Origin of the sequence: Streptomyces marokkonensis (assembly GCF_008312835.1) — a bacterium.
GTDB classification, from domain to species: domain Bacteria; phylum Actinomycetota; class Actinomycetes; order Streptomycetales; family Streptomycetaceae; genus Streptomyces; species Streptomyces marokkonensis_A.
Genome location: NZ_VSKS01000001.1, coordinates 257,496 through 274,189, shown reverse-complemented (window position 1 = coordinate 274,189; position 16,694 = coordinate 257,496). Strand labels below are relative to the sequence as shown.

General features: G+C 70.8%; 11 protein-coding genes. 6 read left to right on the top strand and 5 right to left on the bottom strand.

The features are described 5' to 3' along the window. Positions 1 to 303: 303 nt before the first annotated feature. Positions 304 to 4,107, top strand: coding sequence for a GH92 family glycosyl hydrolase (locus tag F1615_RS01220; protein WP_149546942.1), 3,804 nt, complete (start codon positions 304 to 306; stop codon positions 4,105 to 4,107). Positions 4,108 to 4,296: 189 nt separating this feature from the next. Here F1615_RS01220 and F1615_RS01215 read toward each other — a convergent pair whose 3' ends face one another. From F1615_RS01215 to acnA, 3 genes are all read right to left on the bottom strand, one after another. After that, the gene (locus F1615_RS01215; RefSeq protein ID WP_149546941.1) at positions 4,297 to 6,132 is read right to left on the bottom strand and encodes a caspase, EACC1-associated type; all 1,836 of its coding nucleotides are present in this window, start codon (positions 6,130 to 6,132) and stop codon (positions 4,297 to 4,299) included. 12 nt (positions 6,133 to 6,144) lie between these two features. Continuing rightward, the gene (locus tag F1615_RS01210) at positions 6,145 to 6,564 is read right to left on the bottom strand and encodes a hypothetical protein (protein ID WP_244328601.1); all 420 of its coding nucleotides are present in this window, start codon (positions 6,562 to 6,564) and stop codon (positions 6,145 to 6,147) included. A gap of 89 nt (positions 6,565 to 6,653) precedes the next feature. Beyond that, positions 6,654 to 9,377, bottom strand: coding sequence for an aconitate hydratase AcnA (acnA, locus tag F1615_RS01205; RefSeq protein WP_149546940.1), 2,724 nt, complete (start codon positions 9,375 to 9,377; stop codon positions 6,654 to 6,656). Positions 9,378 to 9,686: 309 nt separating this feature from the next. Here acnA and F1615_RS01200 point away from each other — a divergent pair, with 309 nt between their 5' ends. The 3 genes from F1615_RS01200 (at position 9,687) to F1615_RS01190 (ending at position 12,153) form a co-directional block, all read left to right on the top strand. Further along, positions 9,687 to 9,893 (top strand): DUF4236 domain-containing protein, encoded by a 207-nt coding sequence (locus F1615_RS01200; protein ID WP_149546939.1) that lies wholly within the window; start codon positions 9,687 to 9,689, stop codon positions 9,891 to 9,893. A gap of 64 nt (positions 9,894 to 9,957) precedes the next feature. Beyond that, on the top strand, positions 9,958 to 11,487 hold the full coding sequence (locus tag F1615_RS01195) for a helix-turn-helix domain-containing protein (protein WP_149546938.1): 1,530 nt from the start codon (positions 9,958 to 9,960) through the stop codon (positions 11,485 to 11,487). Positions 11,488 to 11,943: 456 nt separating this feature from the next. Further along, positions 11,944 to 12,153: a hypothetical protein gene (locus tag F1615_RS01190; RefSeq protein ID WP_149546937.1), complete on the top strand. Its 210-nt coding sequence runs from the start codon at positions 11,944 to 11,946 to the stop codon at positions 12,151 to 12,153. Positions 12,154 to 12,605: 452 nt separating this feature from the next. On the opposite strand, the gene F1615_RS01185 is transcribed toward F1615_RS01190, so the two are convergent. Continuing rightward, positions 12,606 to 13,745 carry a site-2 protease family protein gene (locus tag F1615_RS01185; protein WP_149546936.1) on the bottom strand — a complete coding sequence of 380 codons (1,140 nt, stop codon included), beginning with the start codon at positions 13,743 to 13,745 and terminating at the stop codon, positions 12,606 to 12,608. A 399-nt stretch (positions 13,746 to 14,144) separates the two neighbouring features. Beyond that, the gene (locus F1615_RS01180; protein ID WP_341873400.1) at positions 14,145 to 14,306 is read right to left on the bottom strand and encodes a hypothetical protein; all 162 of its coding nucleotides are present in this window, start codon (positions 14,304 to 14,306) and stop codon (positions 14,145 to 14,147) included. Between the two features lie 516 nt (positions 14,307 to 14,822). Here F1615_RS01180 and F1615_RS01175 point away from each other — a divergent pair. Both F1615_RS01175 and F1615_RS01170 read left to right on the top strand, forming a co-directional pair. Then, entirely contained in the window at positions 14,823 to 15,494 is a 672-nt protein-coding gene (locus F1615_RS01175; RefSeq protein ID WP_149546934.1) for a CBS domain-containing protein, read from the top strand. Positions 15,495 to 15,666: 172 nt separating this feature from the next. Beyond that, positions 15,667 to 16,692 carry a 6-phosphofructokinase gene (locus F1615_RS01170; protein WP_149546933.1) on the top strand — a complete coding sequence of 342 codons (1,026 nt, stop codon included), beginning with the start codon at positions 15,667 to 15,669 and terminating at the stop codon, positions 16,690 to 16,692. Positions 16,693 to 16,694: the final 2 nt, after the last annotated feature.

Genomic DNA, 16,694 nt, shown 5'->3' with positions numbered 1-16,694 from the left:
CTGGGTCGTGCAGGAAGTGCGACTGGTACTGGTCGGGTGCGGTGAAGATGCCCCGGAGTGCCGACAGGTATAGTCCACTTCACGCCGACGGAGCAAGATCGAATGCAAGGTTCGCCGCACGTCTTTTCCGAGTTGAGACCTCCCGGAAATGTGAGCGTCCGGCGTGTTCCGCAACGGAAAAGTCCCCGCCGAGGGGCCTGAACGCCACATTCAACCCCTTGACACCATGGGCCACTTGACCCACTACTGGTCCTTGCGCAGTGGAATTGACAACGTTGTCCAGCGCAGGGAGGGTGCTCGCGCATGCAACAGAGGGTTCGGCACAGATGGAGCACGGCGGTCGTCGCGACGACCGCCTTCGCTTTGGCCGCGGGCTCGCAGGGTGTCGCCGTCGCCCTGCCCCAGGCGCCGCCGGAGGCGGACCGTGAGTTCGCGTCGTCGTTCGAGTCGGAGGACCCCGCCCCCGACTGGCTGAACACCGTCGACACCACTCCGGGCGGCGGGAAGCGCGCCTCGGGCGTGGACGGCGGATACAGCTCCGGCATACCGGGCAATGTCACCGACCATGTGACGGACGTCCGCGCGAGTGCGGAGAACACCGGTGGCGGGGAGGTGAAGGAGAACCTCGTCGACGGCGAGCCGAGCAGCAAATGGCTGGCCTTCGAGTCCACCGGCTGGGTGGAGTTCGACCTGGACTCCCCTGTGAAGGCGGTCCGTTACGCCCTCACGTCCGCCAACGACCACGAGGAGCGCGACCCGAGGGACTGGACCCTCAAGGGCTCCACCGACGGCGAGACCTGGAAGACCCTCGACACCCGTTCGGGCGAGACGTTCACGGAGCGCTTCCAGACCAAGATCTTCGGGCTCGACGCGTCGGCCGTCGCCGAGTACCGGCACTTCCGGCTGGAGATCACGAAGAACGGCAGTGGCGGCATACTCCAGCTCGCCGACGTCCAGTTCTCGACCGGCGACGACGAGGCGCCCATTCCGCAGGACATGCTCTCGCTGGTCGACCGCGGCCCGACCGGCTCGCCCACGGCCAAGTCGGGCGCCGGGTTCACCGGCAAGCGGGCGCTGCGGTACGCCGGCCGGCACACCGCCGAGGGACGCGCGTACTCGTACAACAAGGTGTTCGACGTCGACGTGAAGGTCGGGCGCGACACCAGGTTGTCGTACCGCGTCTTCCCCTCGATGGCGGACGGGGACCTCGACTACGACGCCACCAACGTCTCCGTCGACCTCGTCTTCACCGACGGCACCCACTTGAGCGATCTGGGCGCCACCGACCAGCACGGGTTTCCGCTGACCCCGCGGGGACAGGGTGCCTCGAAGATCCTCTACGTCAACCAGTGGAACAACGTGCTCTCCCGTATCGGCTCGGTGGCCGCGGGCAAGACCGTCGACCGGATCCTGGTGGCGTACGACTCCCCCAAGGGCCCGGCGAAGTTCCGCGGCTGGCTGGACGACGTGGCGCTGAAGACGGTGAAGCCCGAGCGCCGGAAGGCCCATCTCTCCGACTACGCGGTGACGACCCGGGGCACCAACTCCAGCGGCGGATTCTCACGCGGCAACAACTTCCCCGCGACCGCCGTGCCGCACGGATTCAACTTCTGGACCCCGGTCACCAACGCCGGATCGCTGAGCTGGCTCTACGACTACGCCCGCGGCAACAACGCGGACAACCTCCCCACGATCCAGGCCTTCAGCGCGAGCCACGAGCCGAGCCCTTGGATGGGCGACCGCCAGACCTTCCAGGTGATGCCCTCGGCCGCCTCCGGCACCCCGGACACCGGCCGGGAGGAGCGCGAACTGGCGTTCCGGCACGAGAACGAGACCGCCCGGCCGTACTACTACGGGGTGCGGTTCGAGAACGGTCTGAAGGCCGAGATGGCGCCGACGGACCACGCGGCGATGATGCGCTTCACCTTCCCCGGTGACGACGCGAGCGTGCTGTTCGACAACGTGACCGACGAGGCCGGTCTGACCCTGGACGAGGAGAACGGGACCTTCAGCGGCTACTCGGACGTCAAGTCCGGGCTGTCCACGGGCGCGACCCGGATGTTCGTCCACGGCGAGTTCGACAAGAAGGTCACCGACGGCGCCTCCAGCGGTGTCAAGGGCCATCTGCGGTTCGACGCGGGCGACGACCGCCAGGTCACGCTGCGCCTGGCCACCTCCCTGATCAGCGTCGAGCAGGCCAAGGACAACCTGCGCCAGGAAATCCCCGCGGGCCGCGACTTCGAGGCGGTCAGGAGGAGCGCCCAGCGCCAGTGGGACCGCATCCTCGGCAAGGTCGAGGTCGAGGGAGCCACGCCGGACCAGCTGACGACGCTCTACTCCAGCCTCTACCGGCTGTACCTGTACCCGAACTCGGGCTTCGAGAAGGTCGACGGGAAGCACAAGTACGCCTCGCCCTTCTCGAAGATGCCCCAGCCGGACACCCCGACGCACACCGGCGCCAAGGTCGTGGACGGCAAGGTGTACGTCAACAACGGCTTCTGGGACACCTACCGCACCACCTGGCCGGCGTACTCCTTCCTGACGCCGTCCAAGGCCGGTGAGCTGGTCGACGGGTTCGTGCAGCACTACAAGGACGGCGGCTGGACCTCCCGCTGGTCCTCCCCCGGCTACGCCGACCTGATGACCGGCACCTCCTCGGACGTCGCGTTCGCCGACGCGTACGTCAAGGGCGTCGACTTCGACGCGGAGGCGGCGTACGACGCCGCGGTGAAGAACGCCACCGTCGTGCCGCCGTCGTCCGGTGTGGGCCGCAAGGGCATGGCCACCTCGCCCTTCCTCGGCTACACGAGCACCGAGACGCACGAGGGCCTGTCGTGGGCGCTGGAGGGCTTCCTCAACGACTACGGCATCGCGAAGATGGGTGAGGCCCTCCACAAGAGGACGGGCGAGAAGCGCTACAAGGAGGAGTCCGCGTACTTCCTCGACCGCGCCCGCGACTACGTCAACCTCTTCGACTCCGAGGCCGGCTTCTTCCAGGGCAGGAACGCGAAGGGCGACTGGCGCGTGGAGTCCGCGAAGTACGACCCGCGCGTGTGGGGCCACGACTACACCGAGACCAACGGCTGGGGCTACGCCTTCACCGCCGCGCAGGACAGCCGCGGTCTGGCGAACCTGTACGGCGGGCGCAAGGGCCTCGCGGACAAGCTCGACGAGTACCTGTCCACGCCCGAGACCGCCTCCCCGGACCTCAAGGGCTCCTACGGCGGCGTCATCCACGAGATGATCGAGGCGCGCGACGTCCGGATGGGCATGTACGGCCACTCCAACCAGGTGGCCCACCACGCCCTGTACATGTACGACGCGGCCGGGCAGCCCTGGAAGACGCAGAAGAACGTGCGCGAGGTGCTGTCCCGCCTGTACACCGGCAGCGAGATCGGCCAGGGCTCCCACGGCGACGAGGACAACGGTGAGCAGTCGGCCTGGTACCTGTTCTCCTCGCTCGGCTTCTACCCGCTGGTCATGGGAAGCGGCGAGTACGCCATCGGCTCCCCGCTGTTCAAGAAGGTGACCGTGCACCTGGAGAACGGCCGCGAGCTGGTCGTCGAGGCGCCGCGGAACAGCGCCGCGAACGTGTACGTGCAGGGGCTGAAGGTGAACGGCAAGCGGTGGAACTCCACCTCGCTGCCGCACTCGCTGATCGCCAAGGGCGGGGTCCTGGAGTTCGACATGGGCCCGCGTCCGTCGTCGTGGGGCACCGGCAGGAACGGGGCACCCGTGTCGATCACCCAGGACGACGAGGTGCCCACGCCCCGCGAGGACGCCCTGAAGGGTGAGGGCGAGCTGTTCGACAACACGTCGGCGACCGGCGCCACGGTGTCCACCGTGGAGCTGCCCGTCACCGGAGAGACCAGGGCGGTGCAGTACACGCTGACCTCCTCGGACCACGCCAAGGCGCCCATGGGCTGGGTGCTGCAGGGCTCGGCCGACGGGGAGACGTGGACGGACCTGGACAGGCGGACGGACGAGTCCTTCCGCTGGGACCGGCAGACGCGCGCCTTCTCGGTCGACGAGCCGAAGGCCTACGGCCACTACCGGCTGGTGCTGACCGGTGAGGCGGCGCTGACGGAGGTGGAACTGCTGAGCTGACCCCGGCTCACAGGGCGGGTCCGGGCATCGTCCGGACCCGCCCTTCGCGCGGGCGAGGTGGGGGCGCCGCCGACGGCGGGTTCCGGTCCACCGGGGCATGGGAGCGCTCCCACCTCGCCCGTGAGGGGAAGGTAACGTCACGCGTCACCGTTGTAAACGGTTGCGGCAGGGGCGCGTTATGTCTGTGGGTCAGTCAGGGGCGTTGATCAGCCACCCCAGATCATGGCCCGCCCGCGCTCCTCCGAGCGCCCTGGTGACCTCCACCAGGGCCCGTTTCCCGCCGGGGGCGGCGAGCGCGGCCCGCGCGATGACCACCGCGTCCTCCCGGAGCCCGGCGCCCCTCACGTCGACCGGCCGGCCGAGCACCTGCCCCAGCGCCGCCGCGAACCGCGTCCTGGCCCGCGGGGTCCCCAGGCACGGCAGCTCGCAGAGGGCGTCGGTGAGCAGCAGGAGCGACAGTGCGCCGTGCAGCCGGCCGACGGCCACGCGGAACCCCCTGGCGACCGTGAGGGGCGCGCCCTGCCGGGCTGCCGCCGGGCCGGGCGCGGGCCTCGCCGTACGGCCGCGCACGGCAGGCGCCTCGTCCCGCCGGGTTCCCGGGCCGGAGGCCGGCCCACGGTCGGGCCCCACGGGTCCCCCGCCGGGCCGCGTCCCCGCCCCCGGCATCCGGCCCGAGCCGGCGTCGCGCACCGCAGGGCTCCCGCTCGTCCCGGTCCCCGCCCCCGGCATCCGGCCCGAGCCGGCGTCGCGCACCGCGGGGCTCCCGCCCGTCCGCTGTGCCGGACCGGTGGCCGACGCCACGGCCCGGCCGTCCGCCGCGGGCCCCTCACCCGCACGCGCGGCCGGAACCGGCGCCGGCCCGGGCCCACGGCCCGGTGCCGGAAAGCCGTCTCCCCGCAGGAGCCGGTGCCTCACCTCGGCCGCGGCCGGCGCTCCCTCGAAGAGCTCGACCGTCGACAGCAGGGCGCTCTCCCCGCCCTCCTCCTTCAGCGCGGTGCGCACGATCGCGACCACGTCCTCGCGCTGCCGGACGCCCCGGAGGTCGACCCGGCGGGCGAGCAACTCCCCCAGCACGGTCGCGAACTGCTGCCGGCCCCGCGCGTCCTCCATGCACGGCAGGCCGGTCAGCGCCTCCGTGAGCAGCAGCAGCGGTGCCGGTGCGCTCCACGGCCGCTCGGGCGCGCCGGCGCCGGTGTGCGCCGAGACGGGAACGGGTGCGGGCCGGGGCGCGGGCGGCGCCGGCCCGGGGCGGGGCTCCCCGCCCCCGCCGGCCCGCGGCACGGGCGGGAGGACCGACCGCGCCACGACGACCCGGCGCTCCAGCTCGGCCCACACCTGGGGCCGCTGTGCGACACGGGCGGCCTGCAGTTCGTCGTAGACGAAGTCGTAGAGCTCGTGCACGCCGATCAGGCCGTCCCGGTCGCGGTCCGCCTCGCCGGTGCGGAGTCCCCTGACGACGGCCCCGGTGAACAGCGACGGCTCGGGATTCAGCGCGGTGATCCGCTCGCCCTCCCAGGCGTACTCCGTGCGGTTGGTCGCGGTGAGCACCGCGCGGCCGTGTCCGGCCAGTTCGTCCTCGACGTGGACGGTCGTGTCGCCCTTGCTGCCGGCCAGGAAGGCGCCGCTGTAGCAGCAGTCCAGGAGCAGGACGATGGACCGGGCCCGGCAGGCGCGCATCTGCTGGTGCACGAACAGGGCGGGGACGGAGGTGGAGGCGAGCAGCCGCCGGTCGGTGTCCCGGGCGGCGAAGTGGAGTTCGCCGTTGTTGTTCTTGAGGCCGTGGCACGAGATGTGCAGCAGGAGCAGGTCGTCCCTGCGGCGGTCGAGGAAGAAGCGCTCGATGGCCCGGGTCACCTCGCGGTGGCGGCCGTCGAGGACCGTGGCCACCTCGAAGCCGCCGATCCGGGGGTCCTTCAGCACGTCCGCGAGGTCCTGGGCGTCGCGGGCGGGCGAGCGCAGTCGTCCCAGATCCTCGTTCTCGTACCGGCCCGTCGCGACGAGCAGCGCGTAACGGCCTGCGGACACGTCGTACGCCCCTCAGTCCCCCTGCCCGGTGCCGGTCTCCGGCTCCTGGGCGCGCGCGGCCAGAAACGCCTCGATGAGCCGCCGCTGGTCGGCGGAGGAGACGTCCTCCAGCTCCAGGCTGTCCTCGCCCAGGGTGATGCTGACCGTGCGCACCGGGCGGTTCTCGATCCAGGTCCGCACCAGGTCGAGCGCCGCGCGCAGCGCGAAGGGAGCGGCGGTCACGGCGAGCGCGCCGACGGCGATCGCGTCGACCGGCTTGGCCCCGGTGGGCACGTCCCCGGATCGGATCGGTTCGACGTCGTCGACGTCCAGTTCGAGCAGCCGCTCGCGCAACTGGAGTGTCAGCTGGTCGAGTTCTTCCTGGTCGCTGTCCCGGCTGCCGGCCAGGACAAGATGCATGCGCTCCGTGCGGCCCACCGCCACCCCCGTCATCCGGTGAGATGTCAGCGTACAACGGGGGCGACGACGGGGGCCGCATCCCCGACGCGGGGATGCGGCCCTCAACTGCCCTGCGGCGTCGCCTACTTGCGGATCAGGCTGCGCAGCACGTACTGCAGGATGCCGCCGTTGCGGTAGTAGTCGGCCTCACCGGGGGTGTCGATGCGGACGACCGCGTCGAACTCGACGCCCGTGTCGGTGGTGACCTTCACCGTGCGCGGGGTGGTGCCCTCGTTCAGCTCGGTGACGCCGGAGACGGAGAAGGTCTCCTCACCGGTCAGGCCGAGGGACTCGGCGGTGTGGCCCTCCGGGAACTGCAGCGGCAGGACGCCCATGCCGATGAGGTTCGAGCGGTGGATGCGCTCGTAGGACTCGGCGATGACGGCCTTGACGCCGAGCAGCGCGGTGCCCTTGGCGGCCCAGTCACGGGACGAGCCGGAGCCGTACTCCTTGCCGGCCAGGACGACGAGCGGGATGCCCTGCTCGATGTAGTTGCGGGAGGCGTCGTAGATGAACGACACCGGACCGCCGTCCCGCGTGAAGTCGCGGGTGTAGCCGCCCTCGGTGCCCGGCGCGATCTGGTTGCGCAGGCGGATGTTGGCGAACGTACCGCGGATCATGACCTCGTGGTTGCCGCGGCGCGAGCCGTAGCTGTTGAAGTCGCGGCGCTCGATGCCGTGCTCCGTGAGGTACTGGCCGGCCGGGGTGTCGGCCTTGATGGCGCCGGCCGGGGAGATGTGGTCGGTGGTGACCGAGTCGCCCAGCTTGGCGAGCACACGGGCGCCGGAGATGTCCTCGACCGGGGCCGGCTCCATGCCCATGCCCTCGAAGTACGGGGGCTTGCGGACGTAGGTGGACTCGGCGTCCCACTCGAAGGTGTCGCCGGTCGGGATGGGCAGCGCCTGCCACTGGGCGTCACCGGCGAAGACGTCGGAGTAGGACTTGGCGAACATGTCCTCGCCGATGGCGTTCGCCACGACCTCGTTGACCTCGGCCTCGGAGGGCCAGATGTCCTTCAGGAAGACCGGGTTGTTGTCCTGGTCGTACCCGAGGGCCTCACGGGTGATGTCCACCGTCATGGAACCGGCGAGCGCGTAGGCGACGACCAGCGGCGGGGAGGCCAGGTAGTTCATCTTGACGTCGGGGTTGATCCGGCCCTCGAAGTTGCGGTTGCCGGAGAGGACCGAGGTGACCGCGAGGTCGTGCTCGTTGACGGCCTGGGAGACCTCCTCCGGCAGCGGGCCGGAGTTGCCGATGCAGGTGGTGCAGCCGTAGCCGACGAGGTTGAAGCCGACCTTGTCGAGGTACGGGGTCAGGCCCGCCTTCTCGAAGTAGTCGGTGACGACCTTGGAACCCGGGGCGAGGGTGGTCTTGACCCACGGCTTGCGGGTCAGGCCCTTCTCGACCGCCTTCTTGGCCACCAGCGCGGCGGCGACCATGACGTACGGGTTGGAGGTGTTGGTGCAGGAGGTGATGGCGGCGACCGTCACCGCACCGTGGTCCAGCGTGTAGGTCGTGCCGTCGGGGGCGGTGACCTCGACCGGGTGGGAGGGGGCGCCGTTGGAGATCGCCGGGGCGTCGGAGGCCGGGAAGGACTCCTTGCTCGCCTCGTCGACGTCGCCGCCGTCCTTGACGTAGGCGCGCACGTCCTGGGCGAACTGGGCCTTGGCGTCGGCGAGGACGATGCGGTCCTGCGGGCGCTTCGGGCCGGCGATCGACGGGACGACCGTGGAGAGGTCCAGCTCGAGCTTCTCGGAGAAGTCCGGCTCGGCCTTCGGGTCCAGCCAGAGGCCCTGCTCCTTGGCGTACGCCTCGACGAGGGCGACCTGCTGGTCGCTGCGCCCGGTCAGGCGCATGTAGTTCAGCGTCTCGTCGTCCACGGGGAAGATCGCGGCGGTGGAGCCGAACTCCGGCGACATGTTGCCGATGGTGGCGCGGTTGGCCAGGGAGGTGGCGGCGACGCCCTCGCCGTAGAACTCGACGAACTTGCCGACGACGCCGTGCTTGCGCAGCATCTCGGTGATGGTCAGCACCAGGTCGGTGGCGGTGGTGCCGGGCTTCAGCTCGCCGGTCAGCTTGAAGCCGACGACGCGCGGGATCAGCATGGAGACCGGCTGGCCGAGCATGGCGGCCTCGGCCTCGATGCCGCCGACGCCCCAGCCGAGGACGCCGAGGCCGTTGACCATGGTGGTGTGCGAGTCGGTGCCGACCAGGGTGTCGGGGTAGGCCTTGCCGTCGCGGACCATGACGACGCGGGCCAGGTGCTCGATGTTCACCTGGTGGACGATGCCGGTGCCCGGCGGGACGACCTTGAACTCGTCGAACGCGGTCTGGCCCCAGCGCAGGAACTGGTAGCGCTCGCGGTTGCGGCCGTACTCCAGGTCGACGTTCTGCTTGAAGGCGTCGTTGGTGCCGAACTTGTCGGCGATGACGGAGTGGTCGATGACCAGCTCGGCCGGGGCCAGCGGGTTGATCTTCGCCGGGTCGCCGCCGAGCTCCTTGACGGCCTCACGCATGGTGGCGAGGTCCACGACGCAGGGCACGCCGGTGAAGTCCTGCATGATCACGCGCGCCGGCGTGAACTGGATCTCCTGCGACGGCTGCGCCTGGGAGTTCCAGCCGCCCAGGGCACGGATGTGGTCGGCGGTGATGTTGGCGCCGTCCTCGGTGCGGAGCAGGTTCTCCAGCAGCACCTTCAGGCTGTAGGGAAGGCGCGCGGAGCCCTCGACCTTGTCCAGCCGGAAGATCTCGTACGACTCGTCGCCCACCTGCAGCGTGCTGCGGGCGTCGAAGCTGTTCGCCGACACGACAGTCTCCTTCATTGATGTGCGCGTACCACCGCATCCTGCCGCCACGCCGCCCCGGCCGGTCCGCTAAGGTAAGGCTAAGTTAGGCGACCCTCACCAGGGTGGCGGCTGCGGTGCTCCTCGGCAGATATCTCGATGTCGAGATAACTCTAGTACACCGGGCCCGAATGGTCATGCCCGGGCCCCGGCGCGCCCTCCTCTCCGCCTCCACCCTCCCGCCAAGCCGGCACGGATGCCATCAGGACGCCCGAGCGGGGTAAGCGACTGAGACGGAGTCAGTTCCAGGCACGACCGAGAGGGAGGCAGCCCATGCCGCTCACGTTCCGCAAGAGCTTCCGGATCCTGCCCGGGGTACGGCTGAACATCAACAAGCGTTCGTGGTCCATCACCACGGGCGGCAGGAACGGCCCCCGCCACACACGAAGCAGTACGGGACGTCGCACGACATCGATGGATTTGCCCGGACCTTTCGGATGGCGCCGGACCACCCGGACCCGTCGCGGCGGGGGACACTGACGTCACGTCACCCGAACGGACCCCCCAAGAGGTGCCATCTCATATCTGAGATAGCCTCAGCCTCATGGCAGACGACTACCTCGTACGCATCGGCAAGCTCATCCGCGACGCCCGGCAGCACCGCGGCTGGACGCAGACGCAGCTCGCCGAGGCGCTCGGCACCAGCCAGAGCGCCGTCAACCGCATCGAGCGCGGCAACCAGAACATCAGCCTTGAGATGATCGCCCGTATCGGCGAGGCGCTGGACAGTGAGATCGTCTCCCTGGGCTACGCCGGTCCGATGCATCTGCGGGTGGTGGGCGGCCGCAGGCTCTCCGGCTCCATCGACGTGAAGACGAGCAAGAACGCGTGCGTGGCACTGCTGTGCGCCTCGCTGCTCAACAGCGGGCGCACGGTGCTGCGCCGCGTCGCCCGGATCGAGGAGGTCTACCGCCTGCTCGAGGTGCTGAACTCCATCGGCGTGCGCACCCGCTGGATCAACGACGGCGTCGACCTGGAGATCGTGCCCCCGGCCGAGCTGAACCTCGCCGCCATCGACGCGGACGCCGCCCGCCGCACCCGCTCCATCATCATGTTCCTCGGCCCGCTGCTGCACCGCCTGGACCGCTTCATGCTGCCGTACGCCGGCGGCTGCGACCTCGGCACGCGCACCGTCGAGCCGCACATGATCGCGCTGCGCCGGTTCGGCCTGGACATCGCCGCGACCGAGGGCCAGTACCACGCGGTGGTCGACCGCTCCGTCGCCCCCGACCGTCCGATCGTGCTGACCGAACGCGGGGACACGGTCACCGAGAACGCGCTGCTCGCCGCCGCCCGGCACGACGGCATCACCGTCATCCGCAACGCCTCCTCCAACTACATGGTCCAGGACCTGTGCTTCTTCCTGGAGGCGCTGGGCGTCAAGGTCGACGGCATCGGCACCACCACCCTGACCGTGCACGGCGTGCCCACCATCGACGTCGACGTCGACTACTCCCCCTCCGAGGACCCGGTCGAGGCGATGAGCCTGGTGGCCGCGGCGGTGGTGACGGAGTCCGAACTCACGGTCCGCCGCGTCCCCATCGAGTTCCTGGAGATCGAGCTGGCTGTCCTCGAGGAGATGGGCCTCGACCACGACCGCACGCCCGAGTACTTCGCCGACAACGGCCGCACGCGCCTGGTGGACCTCACCGTCCGGCCCTCCAAGCTGGAGGCGCCGATCGACAAGATCCACCCCATGCCGTTCCCCGGCCTGAACATCGACAACGTGCCGTTCTTCGCGGCGATCGCCGCGGTGGCCCAGGGCAAGACCCTGATCCACGACTGGGTCTACGACAACCGCGCGATCTACCTGACCGACCTCAACCGCCTCGGCGGCCGCCTCCAGTTGCTCGACCCGCACCGCGTCCTGGTCGAGGGCCCGACCCGCTGGCGCGCCGCGGAGATGATGTGCCCGCCGGCCCTGCGCCCGGCGGTGGTCGTCCTGCTGGCGATGATGGCGGCGGAGGGCACGTCCGTGCTGCGCAACGTGTACGTCATCAACCGCGGCTACGAGGACCTGGCGGAGCGGCTGAACTCGATCGGGGCGCAGATCGAGATCTTCCGGGACATCTGACCGGCCGATGCCGCCACACAGCCCTCTCACGGCCTGTACGGACACCGCAGGCGGCGCCGGTCGATGAGGTCGTTGGACACGTCACCCGGCGACGGACAACGGCCGCCCGTCCTCACGGGCGGATGTGATGGCCGCGGGACGGAGGCCACGCCGGGTGACCTCCGCCCCGCGGCCCCACCGGTGAGAAGGCCGGGGATACGCCCGGCGGCCCCGTTCGCTGCGGGCGCCGGGCGACCGTTGTTTACTGGCTATGAGCGGTGACCGGCAGGGCACGGATGCCGGGGCGGCCAAGCGGTAGAGCTCCCCCCTGGCTGATCAGACTCCCGAAGTCGCTGTCAGGGCAGCGGAACCATGTGCTGGAAGAAGACACACCCCGCACGGCGCGGGCTGATCAGCGTGATACGGCGGACGCGTCGACCCCACGGCCCCGTCACCGCCCCGAAAGGAGGCACGATCATGACGCAGCCCCATCCCGACGCATCGCATGCCACGCCAGGACCGGAGGCCCGGTTGAGCCGTCTGGAGACACAGGTCGCGACCCTGGCCGAGGCCGTCCGGGTCCTCGCCCGTGGCCTGGAGGACATCCCGTCGCAGGACGTTTCCCCCGAGGAAGCGGCACGCGGCGCACGACTCGCCCACGAACTTCTGCTCTCCCAGGGCCTGTAGCCGCTCCCCGGCGCCGGAAGGAACCCATTCGGCCGCGGTGGCCCGCACCGGGCACGACGTGCCGGTCGAAGGGGGCATCCGGCGTGGGTGCCGCGCGCGCAGGCACAGAGCGGGTCGTGGTCGACGCCGGCCACGAGCAGCCGGCCGCCGCGGGGGATGCCGAACCCGACGCCGCCCGAGGGGACCACTCCGCCGGCCTCGACGTCCGTGGCGGCCGCGCCTCCGCCGGGGAAGCCGTACCCCCGTGCACGTCGGCCATCGCGTACGGGGCACGGACGGTGCCGGGCGGGGTCGCCACGTGCGCGACCTGTTCCAGCGCCTCGTACCGGGCCGCCCGAGGCAGAGGCTCCCGCGTCGCGAAGACGACCCCGGTCACGCGCATCGGCCCTGCCGCTCGGCACGGAAGCCTGCGCCCTGCCCGCCCCGGCGCGCCCGGTGGTGCCGTGCCACGGTCACGGACCGCCGCGCCGCCCGGCGTTGTCCATCAGCCAGGTCACCGTTCGGCTGACGTCCGAGAGCGACACGATTCCGGCGAGCCTGCCGTGATCCATGACCAGGACCCGGTGCTCGGCTCCCGGCTCCATGCGCGGCAGCAGATCCGCCAGCGGGCTGTCCGGCTCGACCACGGTGGTCTGCGACAGCGGCACCATGACGTCCCTCACCGTCACGGCGTTCGCCTCGGCCTGCGGCACCTTTCGGGCGTTGTCGGTGGTCAGCAACCCGAGCGTGGCCCCGTCCTCGGTCACGGGGAACGCCAGGTGCCGGTAGCGGTATCGCGCACCGGTGAGGAAGTCCGCGACCGTCGTGGCCGCGGGAACCGTGAGAGGTCCGGGCGTCATGGCGTCCCGCACGGGGACACCGGCCAGCACGCCGCGCAGCTGGGCCTGCCGCCCCTCGGCGGTGGCGGCCGTGATGAGGAACCAGCCGATCAGCGCCAGCCACAGACCGCCGAACGTGCCGGTTCTCATGAACGCGACCAGGCCGAGGACGACCAGCAGCCACCCGAAGACCCGCCCCGCCGCGGTGGCGCCGGCGGTCGCCCGCAGCCGGTCTCCCGTGCGCCACCACAGGAACGCGCGCAGCAGCCTGCCGCCGTCGAGCGGTGCGGCGGGCAGCGCGTTGAAGACGGCGAGCAGCACATTGATGCCCGCGAGCCAGGCGGCCATCTCCACCACGACCCCGGACACGGATGCCAGGTCGAGCAGCCAGGTGGCGAGGGCGAACAGCCCGCCGAGGAGCAGGCTGACGAGGGGGCCGACGCCGGCGATCCTCAGCTCCCTGCCGGGGCTGGACGCCTCGGACCTGAGCCGGGCCGCTCCGCCCAGCAGCCACAGCACGATGTCGTCCACCTCGACCCCGTTGCGCCGGGCCACGACGGCGTGCGCCAGCTCATGTGCGAGGAGGGAGGCGAAGAAGATCACAGCGGTGCACAGGCCGGCCGCCCAGTACACCGCCCAGCCACGCCCCGGATACGTCTCCGGGAGGCGGCCCTGGGACAGGCCGAACGCGATGATGCCGAAGATGAGCAGGACGCTCCAGTGCACGCCGACCCGGACCCCGACGATCCGGCCCAGAACGAACGTCGCACGCACAGCGCTCTCCCTCAGCCGACCCCCTGATCCCAGTACACCCTCGGCCCGACGCCTCCGCGCGCTGGAGGGACACGTCGGTCCCTGGAGTGTGAGATGTGGTCCGGCCCGACGACCTGGGCGACGAGGGCGTCCTCCGGGCCAAGGGTCACGGGGCGAGGTTCGCCATCGGCACCGGCGCCCACTCGATCCCCGGCTCGCGTACCCGCGCCACGGGGTCGGCACGGCACAACGTGGACGGCCCACCCCGGACTATGTGATCGACACGTGGCCGATGCGGCGACTGCGCCAGTTCCTGCGCGAGGACCGGGCGGCCTGAGGCGCCCGGCGGCTCCAGTCCCGGGGACGGAGCGCGCCCCCTCGCGGGCCCCGGGGACGGCCGCCCGGCGGGAAGCGCTTCTCCTACGTCTCCTCGCGCCACATTCTGGAGTCGCCACCGCGCCACTCGACCAGGTCGGGATCATCGATTCCCTCGTGCGCCTCCGGCAGGCCGGCACGGCGCAGAAGCTCCAGAACATCGAGCAGGTGATGAGCCGTACCCACCTGCTCACCGCGAACCGTCACGTGCCGGCCACCATCCGGTCCCGGCGGATGCACAACCACTGGTGCGCGTTGAGCCATTGTCCCATCGTCACCCTGGCCACGACCTGCCGCAATCGCGGACGACACCCCCAGCAGGCCGGACGACTTCGGCACCTGGGTGTGCAGAACCGTCCTGAACCCATGAACCCCCCTGTTCCTGGAACCGCATCACCTGCTCCAGGAGGAAGCCGACCACGGGGACCGCGCGCCGTGCCACTCCGCGCCCGCCGCCGGCTCCGCGGGCTGCCGGGCCCGGGGCGCGATCGCCGAGTGTCTCGGCACGCCGCTCACCGACGCCCCACGCTGTCCGATGCTCCTGCGGGCGAACGGCCTGCTGCGCGCTCCGCCCGGCGTTCGCCGCCGGTGACCGCGCCGCCCGCTGTGGCGGGCGGACGGACGGGCGGGAGCGGCCGGTGTGCGTCGGCAGTGCGAGCGCTCTCCGGAGGACGGACAGTGGAGTAAGGACCGTGCCGCGAACGTCCGAGAAGGGAGCACGGCATGCTGCATCGCCTGGTCGGAGACCTCATGACCCCGGCCGTCGTGAGTGTGCGGCGGGAGACGGGCTTCAAGGACATCACCGAGCACCTCGCGGAGCACGGCATCACCGCGGTGCCCGTCGTCGACAGCCAGGGCCGCCCGGTCGGTGTGGTGTCGGAGGCGGACCTGCTGCGGAAACAGGAGAGCCAGGCGGATCCGGGCGGACATCTGGCCGCCGCGCACCTGCTGCCCTCGGAACGCGCCAAGGCCCACGCGCTGACCGCCGAGGAACTGATGACCAGCCCCGCCGTCACGGCCCGGCCCCAGTGGTCGGTCGTGGAGGCGGCCCGTGCCATGGCCCGCCACCACGTGAAAAGGCTGCCCGTCGTCGTCGACACGGGCCGGCTGGTGGGCATCGTCAGTCGTACCGACCTGCTGCGGGTCTTCCTGCGGCGAGACCTCACGGTCGGCGAGGAGATCACGACGGACATCCTCACCCGCACCCTCGGCCTGTCCCCCGGCACGGTCACCGTCCAGGTCACCGACGGCCGCGTGACGCTCAGCGGCACCGTGCCGCAGGAGAGCCTCATTCCCCTCGCGGTACGCCTGTCCGAGAGCGTCGACGGTGTCGTCGACGTCACGAATCACCTGCGTCCCGAAACCGACACCACCGTCGATATGCCAGGACGGTGACCCGGATCCCGCCCAGTGCGTGGGTGAGCCGCCTGGAGCGGACGTCCGTCGAGTGGCCACCGCGGTCCGAATGGAGGGAGGCTGGGAGGAGGCGGTCCGGGTTCCCTGACAGCGGTTCGATCGCCGCGAGGGCCGCGACCTGGCGGGGTGCTCAGCGGATGGGAGGAAGCCCATGAGGGTCGGAGTGCTGACCGGCGGCGGTGACTGCCCCGGCCTCAACGCCGTGATCCGCAGCATCGTCCGCAAGGGCGTTCAGGAATACGGCTTCGACTTCGTCGGTGTGCGGGACGGCTGGCTCGGTTTGCTCCGCGGTGAGGTCATTCCGCTGGACATTCCCCGTGTGCGGGGGATTCTCCCCCGTGGCGGAACCATTCTCGGTTCCTCCCGCACCAACCCGTTCAAGCACGAGGACGGGCTGCTCCGCGTGCGGGACACCCTTGCCACACACGACGTGGACGCGCTCGTCGTGATCGGCGGCGAGGACACGCTCGGCGTGGCCACCGAGCTGAGCCGGCGGGGAATCCCTCTGGTGGGCGTGCCGAAGACGATCGACAACGACGTGTCCGGGACCGACTACACCTTCGGTTTCGACACCGCCGTCGGTATCGCCACCGAGGCCATCGACCGCCTCCACACCACCGCCGAGTCGCACATGCGCGCCCTCGTGGTGGAGGTGATGGGGCGGCACTCCGGATGGATCGCCCTGCACGCCGGCGTCGCGGGCGGCGCCAACGTGATCCTCATCCCGGAGCGGCCGTTCGACATCGACCAGGTCTGTGAGCAGGTGAAGAACCGGTTCAAGATCAACTATGCGCCGATCGTCGTGGTCGCCGAGGGGGCCGTCCCCAAGGAAGGGCAGATGGTCCTCAAGGACAAGTCGCTGGACGAGTTCGGCCATGTGCGGCTGTCCGGCATCGGCGAATGGCTGGCCCAGGAGATCTCGGAGCGCACCGGCAAGGACGCCCGTACCACGGTCCTCGGTCACATCCAGCGCGGTGGGACCCCGAGCGCCTTCGACCGGTGGCTGGCCACACGCTTCGGCCTGCATGCCATCGACGCGGTCAAGGACGGTGACCTCGGCGTCATGGTCGCCCTTCGGGGCACCCTCGTCGTCCGCGTCCCCCTCGACGACGCCACGGCGCGGAACAAGGTGGTCGATCCCTCGCTGTACGACGAGTTCGAGGTGTTCTTCGGCTGACC